Consider the following 19,994-nt stretch of genomic DNA (forward strand, 5'->3'; position numbering starts at 1 on the left):
GTGACGCCGGTGACGTTGACCGTCGAGGTGACCGCGGCGCCGTTGTCCGGGACGGACACGTCGGCGGTGTTCTCGAAGACCTTGCCGGTGGGCGGCGTGGTGGAGCCGGCGGACAGCGTCCAGACCGCGTGCGCGATGGCGTCGCTGTTGCGGTCCAGGGCGGTGTCGTTAATGTTCGCGGTGGTGTCGCAGGAGGAGTGGTAGCAGCGGTCGAACGCCTGGCCGGCGGTGCCGCCCCACTTCTGCGCCTGAGCCGACGTCTTGGTGTAGTCGGCGCCGCTGAACAGGCCGCCGACCGGGACGCCGACGTTCTTGAACGGGGCGTGGTCGGAGCGGCCGTCGCCCTCGGTCTCGATCTCCGTCTGGATGCCGAGGCCGGCGTAGTAGTCCTTGAAGGTCTTCTCGATCGTCGGGTCGTCGTCGTAGACGAAGTAGCCCGGGTTCGGCGAGCCGATCATGTCGAAGTTGAGGTAGCCCTTGATCTTCGAACGCTCGGTCGTCGGAAGGTTGTTGACGTAGTACTTGGAGCCGACGAGGCCCAGCTCCTCGGCGCCCCACCAGGCGAACCGCAGGTGCTTGGAGGGCTGGTAGCCGGCGCGGGAGACGGCGAGGGCGGTCTCCAGGATCGCGGCGGAGCCGGAGCCGTTGTCGTTGATGCCGGGGCCCGAGGTCACCGAGTCGAGGTGCGAACCGGACATCAGGACCTGGTTCGGGTCACCGCCCGGCCAGTCGGCTATCAGGTTGTAGCCGGTGGCGCCGCTGGTGGTGAACGTCTGCAGGCTGGTGGTGTATCCGGCGGCGTCCAGCTTCGCCTTCACGAAGTCGATCGACGCCTTGTAACCGGTGCGGCCGTGGGCCCGGTTGCCGCCGTTGGCGGTGGCGATGGACTGGAGGTCCGTCAAGTGCTGCTTGACGGCGGTGAGCGAGATGTCGGGCGCGGCGGCGGCACCGGCGGCCTCGGCGGGCCGGGCGGTGGCACTGGTCCCGGTGAGACCGGCGAGCGCGAGCGCCGCGAGGGCGGCGACCGCGGTGACGCGTCTGGGCACGGAGGTGTTCATGTGGGGGCTCCGGATTCCGAACGGGGATGGGACGGAACGTGCGAGACGCCCCGGGCGTGGGAGGCCGCGAGGCGTTGGAGCTGTACGAATGCGTGCGGAGTGTTCAGTTGTCCGTTGCACGAGCGTTCTACTGTGCGTGCTGAATGTTCAGTGACAGGATGTGTTCACGTCAAGAGCGGAAACCGGTCAGGGGTGTTCGCTCAGCGGACGGGGGTGTCTGTGTCCCGTCGGTCCGACTCCCTTGACGGCAGGGCCGTTTCGGGAGACCGCCACGTCCGAATCCCGCCAGCGGGCAGGGCGGAGGAGGGGCGACGCTGGAGCCATGCGTACCGCCGAGACTTCTTACGTCCCCCGGGCCGTCGCGCCCGCCGCCCTCGCCGCACTGCGCGTCGTCGACGACGCCGGACGTCCCTGTGTGCCGTACCCGGCCACCGGGGGCGGGGAGCCCCTCCGCTGTTGTCTGCGCCCCGCCGCCCCCGGCGAGCGGATCGCGCTCGTCTCGTACGCCCCGCTGCGCCGCTGGGCGGCGGAGACGGGGGCGGAACCGGGCGCGTACGACGAGCAGGGCCCCGTCTTCGTGCACGCCGGGGAGTGCGGCGGGCCCGCGCCCTCGGAGGAGTACCCCTTCGCGCGGCCCGGGGCCCTGCGCACCCTCCGCCGGTACGACGCGGAGGGCCGGATCGTCGGCGGCCGGCTGCTGGAACTCCCGGAGGACCCCGCGGACGGCTTCGACCGGGCCCTCGCGGAGGCCTTCGAGGACCCCGCCGTGGCCCTGGTCCACGTCCGGGCCGTCGAGTACGGCTGCTTCCACTTCGAGGTCCGCCGCCCCTGATCCCCCTACGGGGCGCCCGCCGCCCGCACCGCCGGGAGCAGGTCCGCGAGCCGTTCCAGCTGGTCGTGCTGGGAGCGCAGGTCCAGGGCGCCGAGGCGCGCGACGACGTGCCGGGCGCCGGCCGCGACGTACTCCTCCAGGCGCTCGCGCACCCGGCCGGCCGAGCCGGTGACGACGGCCTGGACCTTCTCCAGGTCCTCCAGCGGCATGCCGTACGTGGCCCGCGCGTAGGCGTCCATCGCCCGGCGGCCGTGCTCGGGCTCCGCGTCCGGGCCGTCGTCGATCCGCACCGAGACGAACAGGGCGGGCGTGACGTCCCTGGGCGCGCGTCCGGCTCCGGCCGCCGCCGCGCGGACGGCCCGCAGGCCGGTCGCGTAGTCGGCGGGATCGGGCGGATAGGGGAGCCAGCCGTCGTACGTCCGGCCGGTGCGGGCCAGGGCGGCGGGGGTCGCTCCGCCGAGCCAGACGGGCGGGCCGCCGGGCCGGAACGGCCTGGTCATGGGCGGTACGTCGGTGAAGCGGAGGAAGTCGCCGTGGAAGGAACCGCCGCCGCCCCACAGGGTCCGCCACAGCGCGACCGTCTCGTCCAGGCGGGCGAAGCGCCTCTCCCACGGCACCTCGGACAGGGCGTAGAGGGGCTGCCCGAAGCGGCCGGGGAAGCCGGCACCGACGGCCACGGCGAGCCGGCCGCCGGACAGCAGGTCGAGCGACGCCAGCGCCTGGGCGGTCTGCACCGGCCGGCGCAGGTGCGGCAGCAGCGCGGCCGTCCCGAGCGTCACGGCGTCGGTCGCCGGGGCGAGCGCCGCCAGCATCGTGAGCGCCTCGACGCGCGGGCCGATCAGGGTGTCGTTGACGAAGAGCGAGGAGAAGCCCGCGCGTTCGGCCCGGCGGCCGAGGGCGACCAGGTCGCGGGGGTCGTCGTCCGGGCCCCACTGGGCGGCTCCGGTCGGAAGCAGTACGCCGATGTCCATGACGGCGATGCTCACGGCGGGGCGCGCGGGCCTCAATTCCCCCCGGGGAATGGCCCGGAGGCGTGTCCGTGCGGGCTCGATTCCCCGCAGGGAATGGCCCCGAGCCGCCCCCGCCCGTACAACGGGACCGTGGACTTTCCCCGTGCGCTCCGCGAACGCCGTACCGGCCGCCGTCTCAGCCAGCTCGACCTGGCGCTGCGGGCGGGCACCACGCAGCGGCACCTCAGCTTCATCGAGTCCGGCAGGTCCGTTCCCGGCCGGAACATGGTGGTGCGCCTGGCCGAGTCGATGGAGCTGCCGCTGCGGGAGCGCAACGAGCTGCTGCTCGCCGCCGGGTACGCGCCCGTGTACCCCGAGAGCCCGCTCGACGGCCCGGAACTCGCGCCCGTGCGCACGGCGATCGATCACGTCCTGCGCGGACACCTGCCGTACCCGGCCCTCGTCGTGGACCGCAACGGGGACCTGATCGCCGCGAACAGCGCGTTCGACCTGATCACCGAGGGCGCCGCCGCCGACCTCGTGGGGCCGGGCGCGAACGTCTACCGCCTGGCGCTGCACCCCGACGGCCTCGCCCCCCGCGTCGGCAACCTCGCCGAGTGGGCGCACCACGTCCTGGCCCGCCTCGGTCACCTGGAGGAGCTGCGGGCCGAGCTGGCCGGGTACGTCCCCGAACCGGGGCCGTCCGCCGGGGCCCTCGGCTTCGCGGTGCCGCTCCGGCTGCGGACCCCGTACGGCGAACTGCGCCTGATGACGACCGTGACGACCTTCGCCACCGCCGTGGACGTGACGCTCGCCGAACTGAAGCTGGAGGCGTTCCTGCCGGCGGACCGGGCGACGGCGGACGCGCTGCTCGCGGCGGCCTCCCGCACCACCGCTACTGCACGCAGAACTCGTTCCGCTCCGGATCCGCCATGACCACCCACGAGCCCGACGGCTCGTCCACCTCGCGCAGGACCGTCGCGCCGAGGCCGATCAGGCGGGCGACCTCCTCGTCCCGGGCGCCCTCCTCCGCGTGGAGGTCCAGGTGGACGCGGTTCTTGACGGTCTTCGCCTCCGGGACCCGCTGGAAGAGGATCCGGTGGCCCAGGCCCGCGTCGGTGTCCTCGTCGTACGGCTCGTCCGGGTGCCGCACGGCGGCGAGGTCCCGCCAGCCGAGCCGCTCGTCCTCCGTGCCCCCGTGCACGGTGGTCGTCACCGCGTCGGGCACGGCCCCCATGCCGAGGAGCCGCCGCACGAGCGGACTGTGGTCCTCCTCCCGGTAGCGCAGGGCGGCGGCCCAGAAGGCGGCCTGGGCGTGCGGGTCCGTGGCGTCGACGACGAGCTTCCAGTGCAGGGGTCTCATGGCACCGGTTGTAACGTCCCCTCCCCGCCCGTGCCACCGGAACGGTTCTTTCCGCTAGGACGGGCGGTCCCGTCCGACCCGCAGGCGGTCCAGGAGCCCCTCCGGTTCCGGGTACGGCTCCTCCCGGGGCAGCAGCGCGCGGGCGCCGTCCACGTCGCCGGCCCGGACCAGGGCGTGGACGCGGTGGGCGAGCGGGGTCACGTCGGTGATCGACACCGTCCACTCGTCCGCGTACCGGCGGGACGCCTCGCCCGCCAGACCGAGCTGGAGCGAGCGGTACGGGAGGGGGTTCAGGTGCGGGTCGCGCTCCGGGTCCCACTGGACCCGGGCCGGGGACTCCCGCAACTGCCGCTTCCACGCCTCCTGGTCGGGGTGGAAGCCGTGCGCGTAGTGGGAGAGGCAGGCGTTCCGCAGGGCCCACTCGAAGCCCTCGCGGGTGATCTCCACGGCGAGGACGGTCTCCTGCCCCTCCTTCAGGCCCCAGCCCGAGCGGTACATCATCCACAGGAACGACGGCTTGATCCACGTCATCCGGTCCCGCTTCCAGACGGCCGGAAACCGGCCCTCCCGCGCCGCCGGAAGCCCGATCGCGGGCGCGTACGCCTGGTAGACGGTGACCGTGCGCCCGGTGTGGAGCGCACGGATCCGGTACTTCGGTTCTTCCATGGGGTTCAGGGTGGGGGCGGGTCCCCGCTCCCCACCACCGGTTATTCCGGGGCCGGGCGGTCCGCGAGCGCCCCGCACACCTCGGCGGTCAGGGCGTCCGCCTCGTCCAGGGCCGCCGCCAGGGAGGCCGGGTCCGTACCGGGGGCGGAGAAAAGCCGGTGGGCCCGGTCCGCGAAGTCCGGCGGGCCGGCCGGCAGCTCGCCCGCCTCCCGCACCGCCCCCTTCTCGTTCAGGACCCAGCTCCCCGCGTGCGCGTGCAGGGCGTGCACGAGGAGGCCGACCGCGCGGAAGAGGCAGCCCGCCACGTAGAAGGCGTCCCCGCGGGCCGCTCCCTTCCGGGCGCAGGCCAGGGTGAACGGCGCCTCCCAGCGCGCGTTCTCGACGAGCGCCGCGCGCAGCGCGTCCGGGTAGGGGCGGACCCGCTCCTGGAGGGCCCGCAGCTCGCCGGTCGGATCGGCCAGGACGCGGCCGAGCGCCAACTCGCCCACGTAGGAGGGGGAGTAGAAGCCCAGGGGGTGACCGGGCTGGGTGCCGATCTCGAAGCGGCCCTCCTCGCACTCCTCCCGGACGCGCCGCACCCGGTCCAGGTCGCGGTAGATCCAGTCCATCCGGTGGCCGTCGACGGTCAGCCAGCCGCCGCCGTCCACCCACGGCCCCCAGCCGCCCGGCTCGGACACCTCCCCGGGGCCACCGGTCAGCTCGGCCGCCAGCAGGCGCAGGGCGTCGGTGTCCGGCGCCGACCGGTAGTACAGGCCCAGGTCGAAGTCCGAGTCGGGGGAGTGCGCCCCCCGCGCCCGGCTGCCGCCCAGGCAGACCCCGACGACCCCCTCGATCTCGGACAGGCGGTCGGCGATCTCCGTCAAGCGTTCCATCCGGCCCACTGTGCGGAGGCCGGTCACCGTCCGCAACCGGATTGTCGGAGCGCCCCGACCGAGGACCTGCCGGAAGGGGGTCGGCGCCGGGTCGGCGCCCGGTCGGCACCCGGTCGGCGTCCGGTCAGCGTCCGTTCGTGGGCGTGGCCCGGACCGACCCGGCGCCCTCGACCGATCCCGCGTCCTCGACCGACCCCGCGCCCTCGACCGGTTCCGGGGTCCCCGCCGTCCCCGCCGTCCCGGCCGCTCCCGCTCCCGCCGCCGTCGCCGCCGCGATCGCCGCCCGGCTGCGCCGGTTCGTCCGCAGCGCGTCCCAGGTGAGGATCGTCAGGGCGAGCCAGACGAGGGAGAAGCCCGCCCAGCGCTCCGGCGGCATCGCCTCGTGGAAGTAGAGGATCCCGAGGAGGAACTGGAAGGTCGGCGCGAGGTACTGGAGGAGGCCGAGCGTCGACAGCGGGACGCGGATCGCCGCCGCGCCGAAGCAGACCAGCGGCACCGCCGTCACCAGGCCGGTGGCGACGAGCAGCGCGGTGTGGCCGGCGCCGTGCGCGCCGAACGCCAGGGTGCCCCGGCTGCCCAGCCAGACCAGGTACGCGAGGGCGGGCAGGAACTGGACGGCGGTCTCGGCGGCCAGCGACTCCAGACCCCCGATGTTCACCTTCTTCTTCACCAGGCCGTAGAGCGCGAAGGAGAAGGCGAGGACGAGCGAGATCCACGGCGGCTGCCCGTACCCGATCGCGAGGACGAGCACGGCCGCGAAGCCGATCCCGACCGCCGCCCACTGCGCCGGGCGCAGCCGCTCCTGGAGGACGAGGACGCCGAGGGTGATGGTGACGAGCGGGTTGATGAAGTAGCCGAGGGAGGCCTCGACGACGTGGCCCGAGTTCACGGACCAGATGTAGAGGCCCCAGTTCACGGTGATGACGGTGGCGGCGAGGGTGATCAGACCGAGCTTGCGCGGGCTGCGCGCCAGCTCCCGCACCCAGCCCCAGCGGCGCAGGACGAGCAGGGCGAGCCCCACGAAGACCAGGGACCACGCCATCCGGTGGGCGAGGATCTCGATCGCCCCGGCGGGCTTGAGTAGCGGCCAGAAGAGGGGGACCAGGCCCCACATGCCGTAGGCGCCGATCCCGTAGAGCAGGCCTGCTCGTCCCTCGTTCTCCGTCTTCACCGGACCTCCCGCCCTGTGCCGCGCCGTCCTGTCGGCCGCTCCGACGACGGTAGCGCCGCACGGGGCGGGTTGTCATGCCCGTACCGCTATACGGTCATGACGGTCCGGCGGTCCGGCGGTACGGGCATGAGGGCTTGGCGGTACGGCCGTGACGGCCCTGCGGTACGGGCATGGCGGCCCGGCGGTCGTCAGGAGGCGTCGAGCGCTTCCTGGATCGAGACGCCGACCGGGGTGGTCGGGCGGCCGATCAGCCGGGTCAGGTCGCCGGTCCGCAGGGCGAGCGCGCCGTGCTCGGCGGCCCGGTCGACGTCGACCAGGATCTCGGCGAAGGGGCGCGGGAGCCCGGCGCCGGTGAGGATCTCCAGGTGGGCCTCGGCGGAGACGGGGGTGTAGACGACCTCTCGGCCGGACCGGGCGGCGACCTCGGCCGCGTACTCGGCGAAGGACCAGGCGGTGTCGCCGCTCAGCTCGTACGTCTCGTTCAGGTGCTCCTCGGCCGGGCCGGTCAGGACGGCGGCCGCGGCGGCGGCGTAGTCGGCGCGGGAGGCGGAGGCGATCCGGCCCTCGCCGGCGTTGGAGACGACGGCGCCGTGGGCGAGGACGGGGGCCAGGTTGGCGGTGTAGTTCTCGCTGTACCAGCCGTTGCGGAGGAGGGTGTACGGCAGGCCGGAGGCGAGGATCAGGCGCTCGGTCTCCTTGTGCTCGGCGGCCAGCTCGAAGTCGGCGTCGTCGCCGCCGAGGACGCCGGTGTACGCGAGCTGGGCCACGCCCGCCGCCTTCGCCGCGTCGATCACGGCGGCGTGCTGCGCGACGCGCCGGCCGACCTCGCTGCCGGAGATCAGGAGCACCCGGTCGCCGGCCTCGAAGGCGTCCGCCAGGGTCTCGGGGCGGCCGTAGTCGGCGATCCGCAGCTCGACCCCGCGCTCGGCCAGGTCCGCGGCCTTCTCCTTGTCGCGGACGACGGCGACGATCCGCCCGGCGGGGGCGGCGCCCTCGGCGGGGACCGCGGAGAGGAGGGCGTCGACGACGAGGCGGCCGAGCTGTCCGGTGGCTCCGGTGACGACGATGCTCATGGTGCTTCCTTACGCGTGGGGTGTGTGAACGTTGAACTTGTACTCACCGTAGGACCCGCACTAACTTTTCGGAAGTGCCCACTTTGAAGTAAGGTACTGGCATGGAGGTAAGTGAAGAGGTGAGCGCGATGGCTCCGCTGCCCGACGTCTTCGAACCGATGTGCCCCTCGCGGGCCGTCCTGGAGCACGTCACCAGCCGCTGGGGCGTCCTCGTCATGGCGTCCCTCCTGGAGCGGCCGTACCGCTTCAGCGAACTGCGCCGCCGCATCGGGAACGTCAGCGAGAAGATGCTGGCCCAGACGCTCCGGACGCTGGAGCGCGACGGCTTCGTCCACCGCGACGCCAAACCCGTCATCCCGCCCCGCGTCGACTACGCCCTCACCCCGCTCGGCACCGAGGCCGCCCGCCAGGTCTGGGCGCTCGCCCACTGGAGCGAGCAGCGGGTCGCCGCCGTCCAGGAGGCCCGCGAGCGGTACGACGAGGCGCGTCGCGAGAGTGCCACCGCTCTGTCCCAATGAGGTTGTAGCCACGGTGGGTTGACCCGGCAGGTCGTACGATCTGATCGCCGTTCGGGCAATCCGTGTAGGGACCGTGGGGGAACTGTGGCGTACGGGGACCGAAGACTGCTGCGCGCCTGCTGCGCCGTGCTGGTGGGCGGGCTCATCGCGACCGGGTGCGCGGACGGCGGCGACGACCGCGACGACGGGGCGAAACCCGGCGGCAAGGGGAGTACGAGCGGGGCGCCGGCCCCGAGCGGTACGGCCACGGCCGCTCCGGACCCCACGCCCGCCCCCACGCCGACCGCCCTGGACTTCACCCCCGACCCGGAGCGGGTGCCGAAGAACGCCGCCGACGCCAGGCGGATCGCCCTCGCCGTCGTCGCCGGGCCCGACGCCTGGGGCCCGGAGTACGTGAAGCGCACCCCGTACCTCAGCGGCCCCGACTACTGGCCCGTGCTCGGGGACGGCTGCTCCTGGGAGACCGGCAACCGGCCCTCCGACGTCCTCTCCAGCGTCACCGCCTACAGCGAGGTCCCCGCCGCCGACGGCCGGGGGACCCTCCGGGTCGCCGCCACCGTCACCGTGCACCGCACCGAGGACGACGCCGACTGGGAGATGGCCGAGACCCTGGAGGAGGCGCTCCGCTGCCCGAACCAGAGGCTGCGCGACGGCGAGCGCATCGAGGGGCTCATCTCCCTCGGCAACCCCTTCGGCCTCGGCGGCAACTACACCGCCACCGACTCCCTCGGCGAGCGCGGCGGCTACTACAGCGACGCGGTCCCCGGGAAGCAGTTCTACGGCTGGTACCAGTCGCGGATCGGCCAGGTCACCGTCGCCACCGTCGTCAAGGGGGCCCCGGGCTACAGCGAGCAGGCGACCGGCACGACGGTCGGCACCGTCACCGCCCAGGTCCAGGCCCTCGTCACCATGCTCGAACGCGTCAAGGACGAGCTGGAGGTCCAGTCATGAGCCCCGTGAACCCGAGAGACGGCCGGGAGCCGGTGGACGGCCGGGAGCCGGGGAACGGTCAGGAGCCGGGGAACGGTCGGGAGCCGGGGAACGGTCAGGAGCCGGGGAACGGTCGGGAGCCGGTGGACGGTCGGGAGCCGGGGAACGGGGCCGGGCCCCAGCCGCCGCGCGACCCCCGGATCGGCCCCCTGCCGACCCCGCCGGCCCGGTCCGCCGCCGGCCGCCGGAACTCGCCCGGAGCCGGGCACGCGGACTCCCGGCCCCCGGCCGAGCCTCCGGTGGAGAACCCGTCCCCGGCCGAGCCTCCGGCGGAGAACCCGCCCCCGGCAGGGACCCCGCAACTGCCCCGACAGGCCCCGGACGAGCCCCCGTTCCCGCCCCGGCCCCCGGCAGGGAGCCCGCCCCGGCCTCCGGCGGAGAACCCGTCCCCGTTCCCTCCCCAGCCTCCCGCAGGGACCCCCGCAGGGACCCCACCCCGCCCCCCGGCCGAGCCCCCCCACTCCCCGGTCGAAGCCCCCCGCCCCCCAGCAGCACCCCCCCGTCCCCACCCCGGTGACCTCCACCCCCTCCTCCCCTCCGATCCCTCCGTCATCGCCGGTTACCGGCTGCTCGGGCGGCTCGGGGCCGGCGGCATGGGCGTCGTCTACCTGGGCCGCACGGCCAACGGCGAGCTCGCCGCCGTCAAGGTCACCCACGCCGACCAGGCCGACCAGCCCGACTTCCGGGCCCGGTTCCGGCGGGAGGTCGAGGCCGCGCGGCGGGTCTCCAGCCCCTGGGCCGTCCCCGTCACCGGCGCCGACCCGGACGCCCCCGAACCGTGGATGGCCACCGCCTTCGTCGCCGGGCCCTCCCTCGGCGAGGCCGTCACCGCGCACGGGGCACTGCCCGAGCGGAGCGTCCGGCTCCTCGGCTGGGCCGTCGCCCGCGCCCTCGCCGCCGTGCACGCGGCCGGGCTCGTCCACCGGGACGTCAAACCGGGCAACGTCCTGCTCGCCGTCGACGGCCCCCGGCTCATCGACTTCGGCATCGCCCGCGCCACCGGCGAGACCGCCCTCACCGCCACCGACATGGTCGTCGGCACCCCCGGCTTCCTCGCCCCCGAGCAGGCCGAGGCCCGCGCCGACGCCGTCGGCCCCGCCGCCGACGTCTTCGCCCTCGGCTGCCTCCTCGCGTACGCGGCGACCGGACGCCCGCCCTTCGGCACCGGCACCCCGGACGCCCTCCTCTACCGGACCGTCCACGACGCGCCCGACCTCACCGGCGTGCCCGAGGGGCTGCTCGACCTCGTCCGGGCCTGCCTCGCCAAGGACCCCGCCGACCGGCCGACCGCCGCGGAGATCGGCGTACGGCTCGTCGAGGACACCCCCGGCGCCGCCGCCGAGTGGCTGCCCGCCCCCGTCGTGCGGACCATCGCCGAGCGCTCCGCCCGGATGCTCGCCCTGCCCGAGATCGACGCGACCGCGTCCGGCGCGGGGGCGGCGGAGCCGCCGAAGCGCAGCAGGCGCGGCTTCCTGCTCCTCGCCTCCGGCGCCGCCGTCCTCGCCGCCGGCGGCGGAGCCCTCGCCGTCCGGTCGGCCCTCGGGGGCGAGGACGGCAGGAAGGGCGACGGCAAGGCCGCCCCGCCCCGCACCACCTGGAAGATCGGCGTCCTCGCCGACCTCTCCGGCCCCGCCGGGGAGACCGGGCGGGCCCAGGAGCGCGGCGCCCGCCTCGCCGTCGAGCAGTTCAACGCCCGGAAGAACAAGCCGTTCACCCTCGAACTCAAGGTCTCCGACGACCGGGGCGACCGGAACGCCGCCCTCGAAGCGGCCCGCAGGCTCACCACCGACCCCGGCGTCGTCGCCGTCCTCGGCCCCACCTCCGACGACACCGGACAGGCCGCGCTCCCCGCCTTCGAGGAGTCCGGCCTCCCGCTGCTCACCACCTCCGCCGGATTCAACCTGTTCACCCGGCGGGACGAGGAGAGCCCGCCCAACGCCACGGTGCTGCGGGCCATGCCCAGCCACCTCATGGGCGGCGCGTACCTCGCGTTCGCCGTCACGCTCCTGCCCGCCGTCCGCAAGCCCGGGGTCCTCCAGGAGCGCACGGACGACCAGTACAGCTGGCTGCTCGTGCGCGGCGTCCAGTTCGGCTTCGGACAGGCCAAGATCACCCCGCACTACCGGGTCGTCCCCGCCCACGCGCGGGACTACCGCGGGATCCTCGGCGGGATGATCGACGCCGGCATGGACGCGTACGTCCACTGCGGGGTCCGCGAGACCGCCGTCCTCGCCGCCCGCGCCCTCGCCGAACTCGGCTTCACCGGACCCCGGTTCGTCGGCCAGCACGCCTTCGGCCCCGCCTTCCTGAAGGAGGCCGGACCCGCCGCCGAGAACTGGTTCTTCGGCGTGCCCGTCCTCGACCCCCTGGCCCGAGAGAAGGACACCAAGATCAAGGCCGCGGACCGGGAGAGGACCGCCGGGTTCGTCGCCGCGCACCGCAAGCGCTACGGCGCCCCTCCCGCGTACTACACGGGCGAGTCGTACGACGTCGTGAACATGGTCCTCGACCAGCTCGCCCGGAACGCGAAGGCGGGCAGGACCCCGGCCCGCAAGGGCCTCTGGGCGCAGCTCCGGGCCAAGAAGTACACCGGCGTCATGGGCGGGTACTCCTTCGACGAGTACGGCGACCTCAGCGGCGTCGGCACGTTCGTGTACGGCGTGCAGAACGGCGCCTACACGTCGATCGGGGCCGCGCCCGCCGTGCCCGCCAACCTGCGGAAGAGCTGACCGCCCGTGCAGCCGCTCCGCAGGGCCGACCCGTCCTCGATCGCCGGCCACCGGCTCCTCGGCCGCCTCGGCGCCGGCGGCATGGGCGTGGTCTACCTCGTCCGCACCCCCGGCGGGACGCTCGCCGCGCTCAAGATCGTCCGCGCCGAGCACGCCGCCGATCCCGGCTTCCGGGAGCGGTTCCGCCGCGAGACCCGGACCGCCGGGCGGATCACCGGCCGCTGGGTGGTCCGCGTCCTCGGCGCCGACCCGGAGGCCCGGGAACCCTGGCTGGCGACCGAGTTCGTCCCCGGCCCCTCGCTCGCCGAGGCCGTCGCCCTGCACGGCGCCCTGCCCGAACCGACCGTGCGGGCCCTGGGCGCCCGGCTCGCGGACGCGCTCGCCGACGTGCACGCGGCGGGGCTCGTCCACCGGGACGTGAAGCCGGGGAACGTCCTCCTCGCCCTCGACGGGCCGCGCCTCATCGACTTCGGCATCGCCCGGTCCGCCGGGGCCACCGCCCTGACCGCCACGGACGCGATGATCGGCACCCCCGGCTTCCTCGCCCCCGAACAGGCCCGCGTCGGCGTCGCGGACGAGGTCGGCCCGGCCGCCGACGTCTTCGCGCTCGGCTGCGTCCTCGCGTACGCCCTCACCGGCGAACGCCCCTTCGGTACGGGCGCGGTGGCCGCCGTCGTCTACCGCACCGTCCACGAGGAGCCGGACCTCCGCGAGGTCCCGGACACGATCCTGCCGCTGGTCGCGGCCTGCCTGGCCAAGGACCCGGCGGCCCGCCCCACGGCCACGGAGGTGAGGGCCGCCCTCGGGGAGGCCGGGGGCCCGGCGGGGGACTGGCTGCCGCCCGGCCTGCCCGCGCTCATCGCCCGGCGGTCCTCCCGCGTCCTCGACCTGCCGGTCCCCGAACCGACCGTGCTCGCGGCCCCCGAACCCCCCGCCGGGGTCTCGCGCCGCCGCGTCCTGGCGGCCGGCTCGGCGGCGGCCGTCGCCGGAGCGGGCGGCCTGACCGCCTGGCTCCTCGGCCGCGGCCCCGCCGGGAAGGGCACGGGGGCGGGAACGGGCGGGGGCGCCGCGCTCCCCGCGTACACGATCGGCGTCCTCACCGATCTGAGCGGCCCCACCGAGGAGGCCGGGCGGGCGCAGGAGCGCGGCGCCCGGCTGGCCGTGGAGACCTTCAACGCCCGCCCGGACCGGACCTTCGACGTGACCCTGCGGGTCGTGGACGACGGCGGGGACGGAAAGCGCGCCACGACCGCCGCCCGCACCCTGCTCAAGGACGAGGGGCTCGTCGGCGTCGTCGGCCCGACGACCGCCCCGAGCGTGGTCGCCGCCGTGGCCGAGCTCGTCGACCGCTCCGTCCCCCTGGTGAGCGTCCTCGCCGCCGTCCCGAACGGCACCACGGTGGAGGGCCAGACCACCAAGCGCACCTACTTCGAGCCCCGCCCCTCCCCGGACACGATGATCGTCCCGTTCGTGCGCTACCTCTCCGAGCGCGGGATCGTCCGGACCGCCCTCGTGGAGGACCGCGACGGCGGCCGGTCCACCTGGTTCGCGATCAAGAGCCTCAAGCAGACCCCGCCCTCGCAGTCCAAGGGCGGGACGGTGACCGCCCACCCGGTCGAGGCGGACAGCGAGGACTTCGCCTCCGCCGTACGGGCCGCCCTCGCGACGGACCCGCAGGCCGTGATGTACGTGGGGGTCTCGCCGCGCCGGGCCGCCCTCTGCGCGAAGGCCCTGCGCGACCGGGGCTTCCGGGGGCCCTGCGGCAGCGTCGAACAGCCCTTCACCCGGGAGTTCCTCGACCTCGCGGGCCCGGCGGCCGAGGGCTGGTACTTCGGCACGGGCCACGTCGACCCGGACGGCCTCCCGGCGGCGAAGGACTTCACCGCCGCGTACCGGAAGCGCTGGGGACTGCCCGGCACCACCCCCGTCGAGCCGTACGCCACGGAGGCGTACGACGTCGTCAACTGGACGCTCCGGGCGCTGGGCACGACGGTCGGGAACCACTCCGAGTCGGTGGCGTCCGGAGTGGCGAACGACCTGCGCCAGACCCCGTACAAGGGCCTCGCCAAGACGTACTCCTCGGACGGCAGGGAGAGCGTCGTCGCGAACCTCGTCGGGCTCTTCCTCTGGAAGGTGAAGGACGGGAAGCCGTACTTCCTGGGGGAGTTCGCGGACGCGGCGGTGGCGGAGGCGAAGAGGACGGGGAAGACGTGAGGGGGAGGACATGAGGGGGAGGACATGAGGGAGGGCGGGTCCGTGGGGACCCGCCCTCCCTCTCCGCGCCGTCGCGTCAGCCGACGACGGTCCAAGTGTCGTTGCCGGTGAGGAGCTGGGCGAGGTCGCCCTTGCCCTGCCGCTCCACGGCCGCGTCGAGCTGCTCCGCCATGAGCGTGTCGTAGACCGGCCGCTCCACCGACCGGAAGACCCCGACGGGGGTCCGGTGGAGGGTGTCGGGGTCGGCGAGGCGGGAGAGCGCGAAGGCGGTGGTGGGGGTGGTGGCACGGGCGTCGTGGACGAGGATCTCGCCCTCGTTCGCGGGCGTCACGTCGACGACCTCCAGGTCACCGGTGGCCGCGTTCCGCACGACCCCCTTGGCGAGGTCGGCGCCGAAGCGGATCGGCTGCCCGTGCTCCAGCCGGATCACCGCCTCCTGGGCCCGGTCCTTGTCCTTCAGGACGTCGAAGGCCCCGTCGTTGAAGATGTTGCAGTTCTGGTAGATCTCCACCAGGGCCGTGCCGTTGTGGTCGGCGGCCTGCCGCAGGACCTCGGTGAGGTGCTTGCGGTCGGAGTCGACCGTGCGGGCCACGAAGGACGCCTCCGCGCCGAGCGCCAGCGAGACCGGGTTGAAGGGCGCGTCCAGGGAGCCCATCGGGGTCGACTTGGTGATCTTGCCGACCTCGGAGGTGGGGGAGTACTGGCCCTTGGTCAGGCCGTAGATCCGGTTGTTGAAGAGCAGGATCTTGAGGTTGACGTTGCGGCGCAGGGCGTGGATGAGGTGGTTGCCCCCGATGGACAGCGCGTCGCCGTCGCCGGTGACCACCCAGACCGACAGGTCGCGGCGCGAGGTGGCCAGACCGGTGGCGATGGCGGGGGCCCGGCCGTGGATGGAGTGCATCCCGTAGGTGTTCATGTAGTACGGGAAGCGGGAGGAGCAGCCGATGCCGGAGACGAAGACGATGTTCTCCCTGGCCAGGCCGAGTTCGGGCATGAAGCCCTGGACGGCGGCCAGGACGGCGTAGTCGCCGCAGCCGGGGCACCAGCGCACTTCCTGGTCGGACTTGAAGTCCTTCATCGACTGGACGGCCTCGGCCTTCGGCACCAGGTGCAGGAGCGACTCGGCGGACTCAGGCATCGATGGCCTCCTTGAGGACGGCGGCGAGCTGCTCGGCCTTGAACGGCATGCCGTTGACCTGGGTGTGGCTGCGCGCGTCGACCAGGTACGCCGCCCGGAGCAGGGTGGCGAGCTGGCCGAGGTTCATCTCGGGGACGACGACCGTCTCGTACCGCTTCAGCACCTCGCCGAGGTTCTTCGGGAAGGGGTTCAGGTGGCGCAGGTGGGCCTGGGCGACGTGGCCGCCCTCGCGGCGGACGCGCCGCACGGCGGCGGTGATCGGCCCGTAGGTGGAGCCCCAGCCGAGGACCAGGGTGCGCGCGCCGTCCGGGTCGTCGACCTCGACGTCGGGCACGTCGACGCCGTCGACCTTGGCCTGGCGGACGCGGACCATGAAGTCGTGGTTGGCCGGGTCGTAGGAGATGTTCCCCGTGCCGTCCTGCTTCTCGATGCCGCCGATGCGGTGTTCGAGTCCGGGCGTGCCGGGCACGGCCCACGGCCGGGCGAGGGTCTCGGGGTCGCGCTTGTAGGGCCAGAAGACGTCGGTGCCGTCGCCCAGGGTGTGGTTGGGGCCGGTGGCGAACGCGGTCCGCAGGTCGGGCAGCTCGCCGGTGTCGGGGATCCGCCACGGCTCGGAGCCGTTGGCGAGGTAGCCGTCGGAGAGCAGGAAGACCGGCGTGCGGTACGTCAGGGCGATCCGGGCCGCTTCGAGCGCCGCGTCGAAGCAGTCGGCGGGCGTCTGCGGCGCGACGACCGGCACGGGCGCCTCGCCGTTGCGCCCGTACATCGCCTGGAGCAGGTCGGCCTGCTCGGTCTTGGTCGGCAGGCCGGTCGACGGGCCGCCGCGCTGGATGTCGACGATCAGCAGCGGCAGCTCCAGGGAGACGGCCAGGCCGATCGTCTCCGACTTGAGCGCCACCCCGGGGCCGGAGGTGGTGGTGACGGCGAGCGAGCCGCCGAAGGCCGCGCCGAGCGCGGCGCCGATCCCGGCGATCTCGTCCTCGGCCTGGAAGGTCCGCACGCCGAAGTTCTTGTGCTTCGACAGCTCGTGCAGGATGTCGGAGGCCGGGGTGATCGGGTACGAGCCGAGGTAGAGCGGCAGGTCGGCCCGGCGGGCGGCGGCGACCAGGCCGTACGACAGGGCCAGGTTCCCCGAGATGTTGCGGTACGTGCCCGTGGGGAAGGCGCGGGTCGCGGGGGCGACCTCGTAGGAGACGGCGAAGTCCTCGGTGGTCTCCCCGAAGTTCCAGCCGGCCCGGAACGCGGCCACGTTCGCCTCGGCGATCTGCGGCTTCCTCGCGAACTTGCGGCGCAGGAACGCCTCGGTGCCCTCGGTCGGCCGGTGGTACATCCAGGACAGCAGCCCGAGCGCGAACATGTTCTTCGACCGCTCGGCCTCCTTGCGGGGCAGGCCGAAGTCCTTCAGCGCCTCCAGGGTCAGCGTCGTCAGCGGCACCGGATGCACCCGGTAGCCCTCCAGGGAGCCGTCCTCCAGCGGCGAGACCGCGTAGCCGACCTTCGCCATCGCCCGCTTGGCGAACTCGTCGGTGTTGACGATGACCTCGCCGCCGCGCGGCACGTCGGCGATGTTCGCCTTCAGCGCCGCCGGGTTCATCGCGACCAGTACGTTCGGCGCGTCGCCCGGGGTGAGGATGTCGTGGTCGGCGAAGTGGAGCTGGAACGAGGACACGCCCGGCAGCGTCCCGGCGGGCGCCCGGATCTCGGCCGGGAAGTTCGGCAGCGTCGACAGGTCGTTCCCGAAGGACGCCGTCTCCGAGGTGAACCGGTCACCCGTGAGCTGCATGCCGTCGCCCGAGTCGCCCGCGAAGCGGATGATCACCCGATCGAGGCGCCGGACCTCCTTCGCGCTGCCGTCCTGGGACGCGGCCGGGGCGCCTCTCTGCTCCCCGAGCAGGGCCTCACCGGCCTCGCTGCTGACCTGGCTGGTCACTGAACTGGACCTCCCTCGTGGCAAGGGGACTCTCCGCCGGAGGCGGGGAGGAGCTCGGGGCGCGGTCGGCCGATCACCGTCCGTCCCGCTGCCCACCCTACGACGGCGGGGGCGAGTCTCCCCGGACTTCTTGCATCGTGGACCGCTTTTCGGGGTCCGTTCTGTCCGGGTTCGTCACGTCGTGTCGCTGTCCGAAGTATTCCGGAAGGTCTGGTTCCGGTCTTTCTGTCGCCCGGGGGCCGGTTCCGGCGGCCGGGAGGCCGGAACCGGCGGGCGGTCACCCGGGGCCCGGCGGCCCCGGAGCCCCTCGGGACCTCAGCCCCTCAGCCCCGCAGGACCTCAGCCCCGCAGGACCTCATGACCTCATGACCTCAGGTACGTCAGTACGGCGAGTACCCGCCGGTGATCGCCGTCACTCGGCGAGAGTCCCAGCTTCAGGAAGATGTTGCTGATGTGCTTCTCCACCGCGCCGTCGCTCACGACCAGCGCCTTCGCGATCGCCGAGTTCGTCCGCCCCTCCGCCATCAGGCCCAGGACCTCCCGCTCGCGCGGGGTCAGGTGCGCCAGGACGTCCTGCTGCCGGCTGCGGCCGAGGAGCTGCTGCACGACCTCCGGGTCCAGGGCCGTGCCGCCCCCGGCGACCCGGACGACCGCGTCCACGAACTCGCGGACCTCCGCGACCCGGTCCTTCAGGAGGTAGCCCACGCCCCGGCTGGAACCGGCCAGGAGCTCGGTGGCGTACTGCTCCTCCACGTACTGCGACAGGACGAGCACCCCGAGCCCCGGATGGTCCTTGCGCAGCCGCACCGCCGCCCGCACGCCCTCGTCCGTGTGGGTCGGCGGCATCCGCACGTCCGCCACCACCACGTCCGGCAGCGTCCCCTCGGCCGCGAGCTTCCCCACCGTCTCCACCAGGGCCTCGCCGTCGCCGACCCCGGCGACGACCTCGTGCCCCAGGTCGGTCAGGAGCCGGGTCAGCCCCTCCCGGAGCAGTACCGAATCCTCGGCGATGACCACCCGCACCCGTCCCGCCACGTCCCGCTCTCCCACGCCCCACAGCCCCCACGATCAGGTCGTCCGGTCTTCCGTCGAAGCCCCAGCATCGCACCCGGGAGCCCCCGGAGGACCCGGGTTCCGTCCGGCGGACCGGGGCCGGGGCCGCGACCCCGACCCGCCGGACGGGAGCTACGCCCGCCAGGGCAGTTCGGCCGTGACCGTCGTCGGGCCGCCCGCCGGCGAGTCCACGACCAGGACCCCGTCCACCGCCCCGACCCGCTCGGAGAGCGCCGCCAGGCTCCGCCCGGCCGCCGCCTCCGCGCCGCCGACGCCGTCGTCCCGGACCTGGATCATCAGCCGGTCGCCCGAGCGCCACACGTCCACCCGGGCGCGCCGCGCCCGCGCGTGCTCGGTGACGTTCCGCAGGAGCTCCGAGACCGTGAAGTACGCGATCCCCTCGATCGCCGCGACCGGCCGCGCCGGCAGGTCCACGTCCACCGACACCGGCACCGCGCAGCGCGAGGCCACCGCCGACAGGGCCGCGTCCAGGCCCCGGTCGGTGAGGACGGCCGGGTGGATGCCCCGGGCCAGGTCCCGCAGCTCCTGGAGCGCCAGCTTCACCTCGCCGTGCGCCTCGTCCACCAGGACCGCCGCCGCCTTCGGGTCCTCCGCCAGCCTCTCCTTCGCCAGGCCCAGGTCCATGGCGAGCGCCGACAGCCGGGCCTGCGCGCCGTCGTGCAGCGCCCGCTCGATGCGCCGCAGGTCGGCGGCGGCGGTGTCCACGAGCACGCCCCGGTCCGACTCCAGCTCCGTCACGCGCGAGGCCGGCCGGGACGGGCCGAGCAGCCCGGCCACCAGGAACCGGTCGACGGCGACGAGCCCGCGCAGCAGCCACGGCCCGACCAGGACGAACAGCAGGCCGATCGCGCTGGTGACCGCGATCTCGAAGGGCGAGTCCAGGTACAGGCCGTGCGTCCCGTCGCCGTACAGCTGGATCCCGTCCTCCCCGACGTACGCGGGGAACGTCCACTGCCACAGCGGATACGTGAAGAGGCTCCAGCCCCATCCCCAGAACGCGACCGTCACCGAGAAGGAGAACACCGCCCACGGCATGTGCACGAACGCGTAGAGCAGGTGCCGCCACGAGGCCCCGCTCTTCAGCATGGCCCCCATCCACGAGAACGCCCCGCCGGTCCGGCCGCGCACCGGCTCCGGCGCCGTCACGTCCAGGCCGAGCAGCGCCCGCGCCCGGGCCCGCTCCACCGCGCCGAAGCCCCGGCACAGGGCGAGCGCCCCGGCCAGGACCGGGACGCCGAGGAAGGTGACGAGCAGCCCGACGCCGGTCGAGACGAGGGAGACGGAGAGCGCGAACCAGCAGATGCTCAGCGGGAGGCCGATCAGCACGTACCCGAGGGCGCGCCAGGTGCGCCCCTCGAACGGCGCGCGGATCGCGGCGGGGAGTCGGTGGGAGGGCATGGCGAACGTCCTTCTCTG

Annotated in this window: 17 protein-coding genes; 6 read left to right on the forward strand and 11 right to left on the reverse strand. The window is 74.2% G+C overall.

The window, feature by feature from the left end; genetic code table 11:
* Positions 1-1,058 (reverse strand): M28 family metallopeptidase (locus ACIP5O_RS12430; protein ID WP_401291983.1); only part of this gene is annotated, 1,058 nt, incomplete at its 3' end.
* Positions 1,059-1,380: 322 nt separating this feature from the next.
* On the opposite strand from ACIP5O_RS12430, the gene ACIP5O_RS12435 reads away from it, so the two are divergent.
* A complete protein-coding gene (locus ACIP5O_RS12435) occupies positions 1,381-1,890 on the forward strand; it encodes a DUF1203 domain-containing protein (protein ID WP_401291986.1) in 510 nt (169 codons plus the stop codon).
* A 5-nt stretch (positions 1,891-1,895) separates the two neighbouring features.
* Here the strand turns inward: ACIP5O_RS12435 and ACIP5O_RS12440 are convergent, their stop codons facing one another.
* On the reverse strand, positions 1,896-2,861 hold the full coding sequence (locus tag ACIP5O_RS12440; RefSeq protein ID WP_401291989.1) for an LLM class flavin-dependent oxidoreductase: 966 nt from the start codon (positions 2,859-2,861) through the stop codon (positions 1,896-1,898).
* A gap of 129 nt (positions 2,862-2,990) precedes the next feature.
* Between ACIP5O_RS12440 and ACIP5O_RS12445 the strand changes: the two genes are divergently transcribed.
* Complete coding sequence (locus tag ACIP5O_RS12445) at positions 2,991-3,776, forward strand: helix-turn-helix domain-containing protein (protein ID WP_401291992.1); 786 nt, start codon at positions 2,991-2,993, stop codon at positions 3,774-3,776.
* On the opposite strand, the gene ACIP5O_RS12450 is transcribed toward ACIP5O_RS12445, so the two are convergent.
* The 5 genes from ACIP5O_RS12450 to ACIP5O_RS12470 all read right to left on the reverse strand — a co-directional run bounded on the left by ACIP5O_RS12450 (position 3,736) and on the right by ACIP5O_RS12470 (position 7,985).
* On the reverse strand, positions 3,736-4,203 hold the full coding sequence (locus ACIP5O_RS12450; protein WP_401291995.1) for a VOC family protein: 468 nt from the start codon (positions 4,201-4,203) through the stop codon (positions 3,736-3,738). The genes ACIP5O_RS12445 and ACIP5O_RS12450 overlap by 41 nt on opposite strands.
* A 54-nt stretch (positions 4,204-4,257) precedes the next feature.
* Entirely contained in the window at positions 4,258-4,869 is a 612-nt protein-coding gene (locus tag ACIP5O_RS12455) for a DUF4291 domain-containing protein (protein ID WP_401291997.1), read from the reverse strand.
* Between the two features lie 41 nt (positions 4,870-4,910).
* Positions 4,911-5,741, reverse strand: coding sequence for a nucleotidyltransferase domain-containing protein (locus ACIP5O_RS12460; protein WP_401292000.1), 831 nt, complete (start codon positions 5,739-5,741; stop codon positions 4,911-4,913).
* A 124-nt stretch (positions 5,742-5,865) separates the two neighbouring features.
* Positions 5,866-6,912 (reverse strand): EamA family transporter RarD, encoded by a 1,047-nt coding sequence (rarD, locus tag ACIP5O_RS12465; protein WP_401292003.1) that lies wholly within the window; start codon positions 6,910-6,912, stop codon positions 5,866-5,868.
* A gap of 188 nt (positions 6,913-7,100) precedes the next feature.
* On the reverse strand, positions 7,101-7,985 hold the full coding sequence (locus ACIP5O_RS12470) for an NmrA family NAD(P)-binding protein (RefSeq protein ID WP_401292005.1): 885 nt from the start codon (positions 7,983-7,985) through the stop codon (positions 7,101-7,103).
* Positions 7,986-8,086: 101 nt separating this feature from the next.
* Between ACIP5O_RS12470 and ACIP5O_RS12475 the strand changes: the two genes are divergently transcribed.
* From ACIP5O_RS12475 to ACIP5O_RS12490, 4 genes are all read left to right on the forward strand, one after another.
* Positions 8,087-8,503 carry a winged helix-turn-helix transcriptional regulator gene (locus tag ACIP5O_RS12475; protein WP_401292008.1) on the forward strand — a complete coding sequence of 139 codons (417 nt, stop codon included), beginning with the start codon at positions 8,087-8,089 and terminating at the stop codon, positions 8,501-8,503.
* 84 nt (positions 8,504-8,587) lie between these two features.
* Complete coding sequence (locus ACIP5O_RS12480; protein WP_401292011.1) at positions 8,588-9,454, forward strand: hypothetical protein; 867 nt, start codon at positions 8,588-8,590, stop codon at positions 9,452-9,454.
* A 590-nt stretch (positions 9,455-10,044) separates the two neighbouring features.
* A complete protein-coding gene (locus ACIP5O_RS12485) occupies positions 10,045-12,222 on the forward strand; it encodes a bifunctional serine/threonine-protein kinase/ABC transporter substrate-binding protein (RefSeq protein ID WP_401292690.1) in 2,178 nt (725 codons plus the stop codon).
* Between the two features lie 6 nt (positions 12,223-12,228).
* On the forward strand, positions 12,229-14,436 hold the full coding sequence (locus ACIP5O_RS12490) for a bifunctional serine/threonine-protein kinase/ABC transporter substrate-binding protein (RefSeq protein WP_401292013.1): 2,208 nt from the start codon (positions 12,229-12,231) through the stop codon (positions 14,434-14,436).
* A gap of 76 nt (positions 14,437-14,512) precedes the next feature.
* Here ACIP5O_RS12490 and ACIP5O_RS12495 read toward each other — a convergent pair whose 3' ends face one another.
* From ACIP5O_RS12495 to ACIP5O_RS12510, 4 genes are all read right to left on the reverse strand, one after another.
* Positions 14,513-15,574, reverse strand: coding sequence for a 2-oxoacid:ferredoxin oxidoreductase subunit beta (locus ACIP5O_RS12495; RefSeq protein WP_401292016.1), 1,062 nt, complete (start codon positions 15,572-15,574; stop codon positions 14,513-14,515).
* Complete coding sequence (locus ACIP5O_RS12500) at positions 15,567-17,504, reverse strand: 2-oxoacid:acceptor oxidoreductase subunit alpha (RefSeq protein ID WP_401292019.1); 1,938 nt, start codon at positions 17,502-17,504, stop codon at positions 15,567-15,569. The genes ACIP5O_RS12495 and ACIP5O_RS12500 overlap by 8 nt, the downstream gene beginning before the upstream one ends.
* 363 nt (positions 17,505-17,867) lie before the next feature.
* A complete protein-coding gene (locus ACIP5O_RS12505; RefSeq protein ID WP_401292692.1) occupies positions 17,868-18,527 on the reverse strand; it encodes a response regulator in 660 nt (219 codons plus the stop codon).
* 162 nt (positions 18,528-18,689) lie between these two features.
* Positions 18,690-19,976, reverse strand: a complete 1,287-nt coding sequence (locus tag ACIP5O_RS12510; RefSeq protein WP_401292022.1) for a sensor histidine kinase — start codon at positions 19,974-19,976, stop codon at positions 18,690-18,692.
* Positions 19,977-19,994 lie beyond the last annotated feature (18 nt).

The sequence above is a fragment of the Streptomyces sp. NPDC088915 genome (assembly GCF_044749825.1).
GTDB lineage: Bacteria > Actinomycetota > Actinomycetes > Streptomycetales > Streptomycetaceae > Streptomyces.

Excerpts from the sequence above, each read along its gene's own strand:
- ACIP5O_RS12435 (WP_401291986.1), top strand. The coding sequence starts at position 1,381 with ATGCGTACCGCCGAGACTTCTTACGTCCCCCGGGCCGTCGCGCCCGCC.
- ACIP5O_RS12440 (WP_401291989.1), bottom strand. The coding sequence starts at position 2,861 with ATGGACATCGGCGTACTGCTTCCGACCGGAGCCGCCCAGTGGGGCCCG.
- ACIP5O_RS12450 (WP_401291995.1), bottom strand. The coding sequence starts at position 4,203 with ATGAGACCCCTGCACTGGAAGCTCGTCGTCGACGCCACGGACCCGCAC.
- ACIP5O_RS12455 (WP_401291997.1), bottom strand. The coding sequence starts at position 4,869 with ATGGAAGAACCGAAGTACCGGATCCGTGCGCTCCACACCGGGCGCACG.
- ACIP5O_RS12460 (WP_401292000.1), bottom strand. The coding sequence starts at position 5,741 with ATGGAACGCTTGACGGAGATCGCCGACCGCCTGTCCGAGATCGAGGGG.
- ACIP5O_RS12470 (WP_401292005.1), bottom strand. The coding sequence starts at position 7,985 with ATGAGCATCGTCGTCACCGGAGCCACCGGACAGCTCGGCCGCCTCGTC.
- ACIP5O_RS12475 (WP_401292008.1), top strand. The coding sequence starts at position 8,087 with ATGGAGGTAAGTGAAGAGGTGAGCGCGATGGCTCCGCTGCCCGACGTC.
- ACIP5O_RS12495 (WP_401292016.1), bottom strand. The coding sequence starts at position 15,574 with ATGCCTGAGTCCGCCGAGTCGCTCCTGCACCTGGTGCCGAAGGCCGAG.
- ACIP5O_RS12510 (WP_401292022.1), bottom strand. The coding sequence starts at position 19,976 with ATGCCCTCCCACCGACTCCCCGCCGCGATCCGCGCGCCGTTCGAGGGG.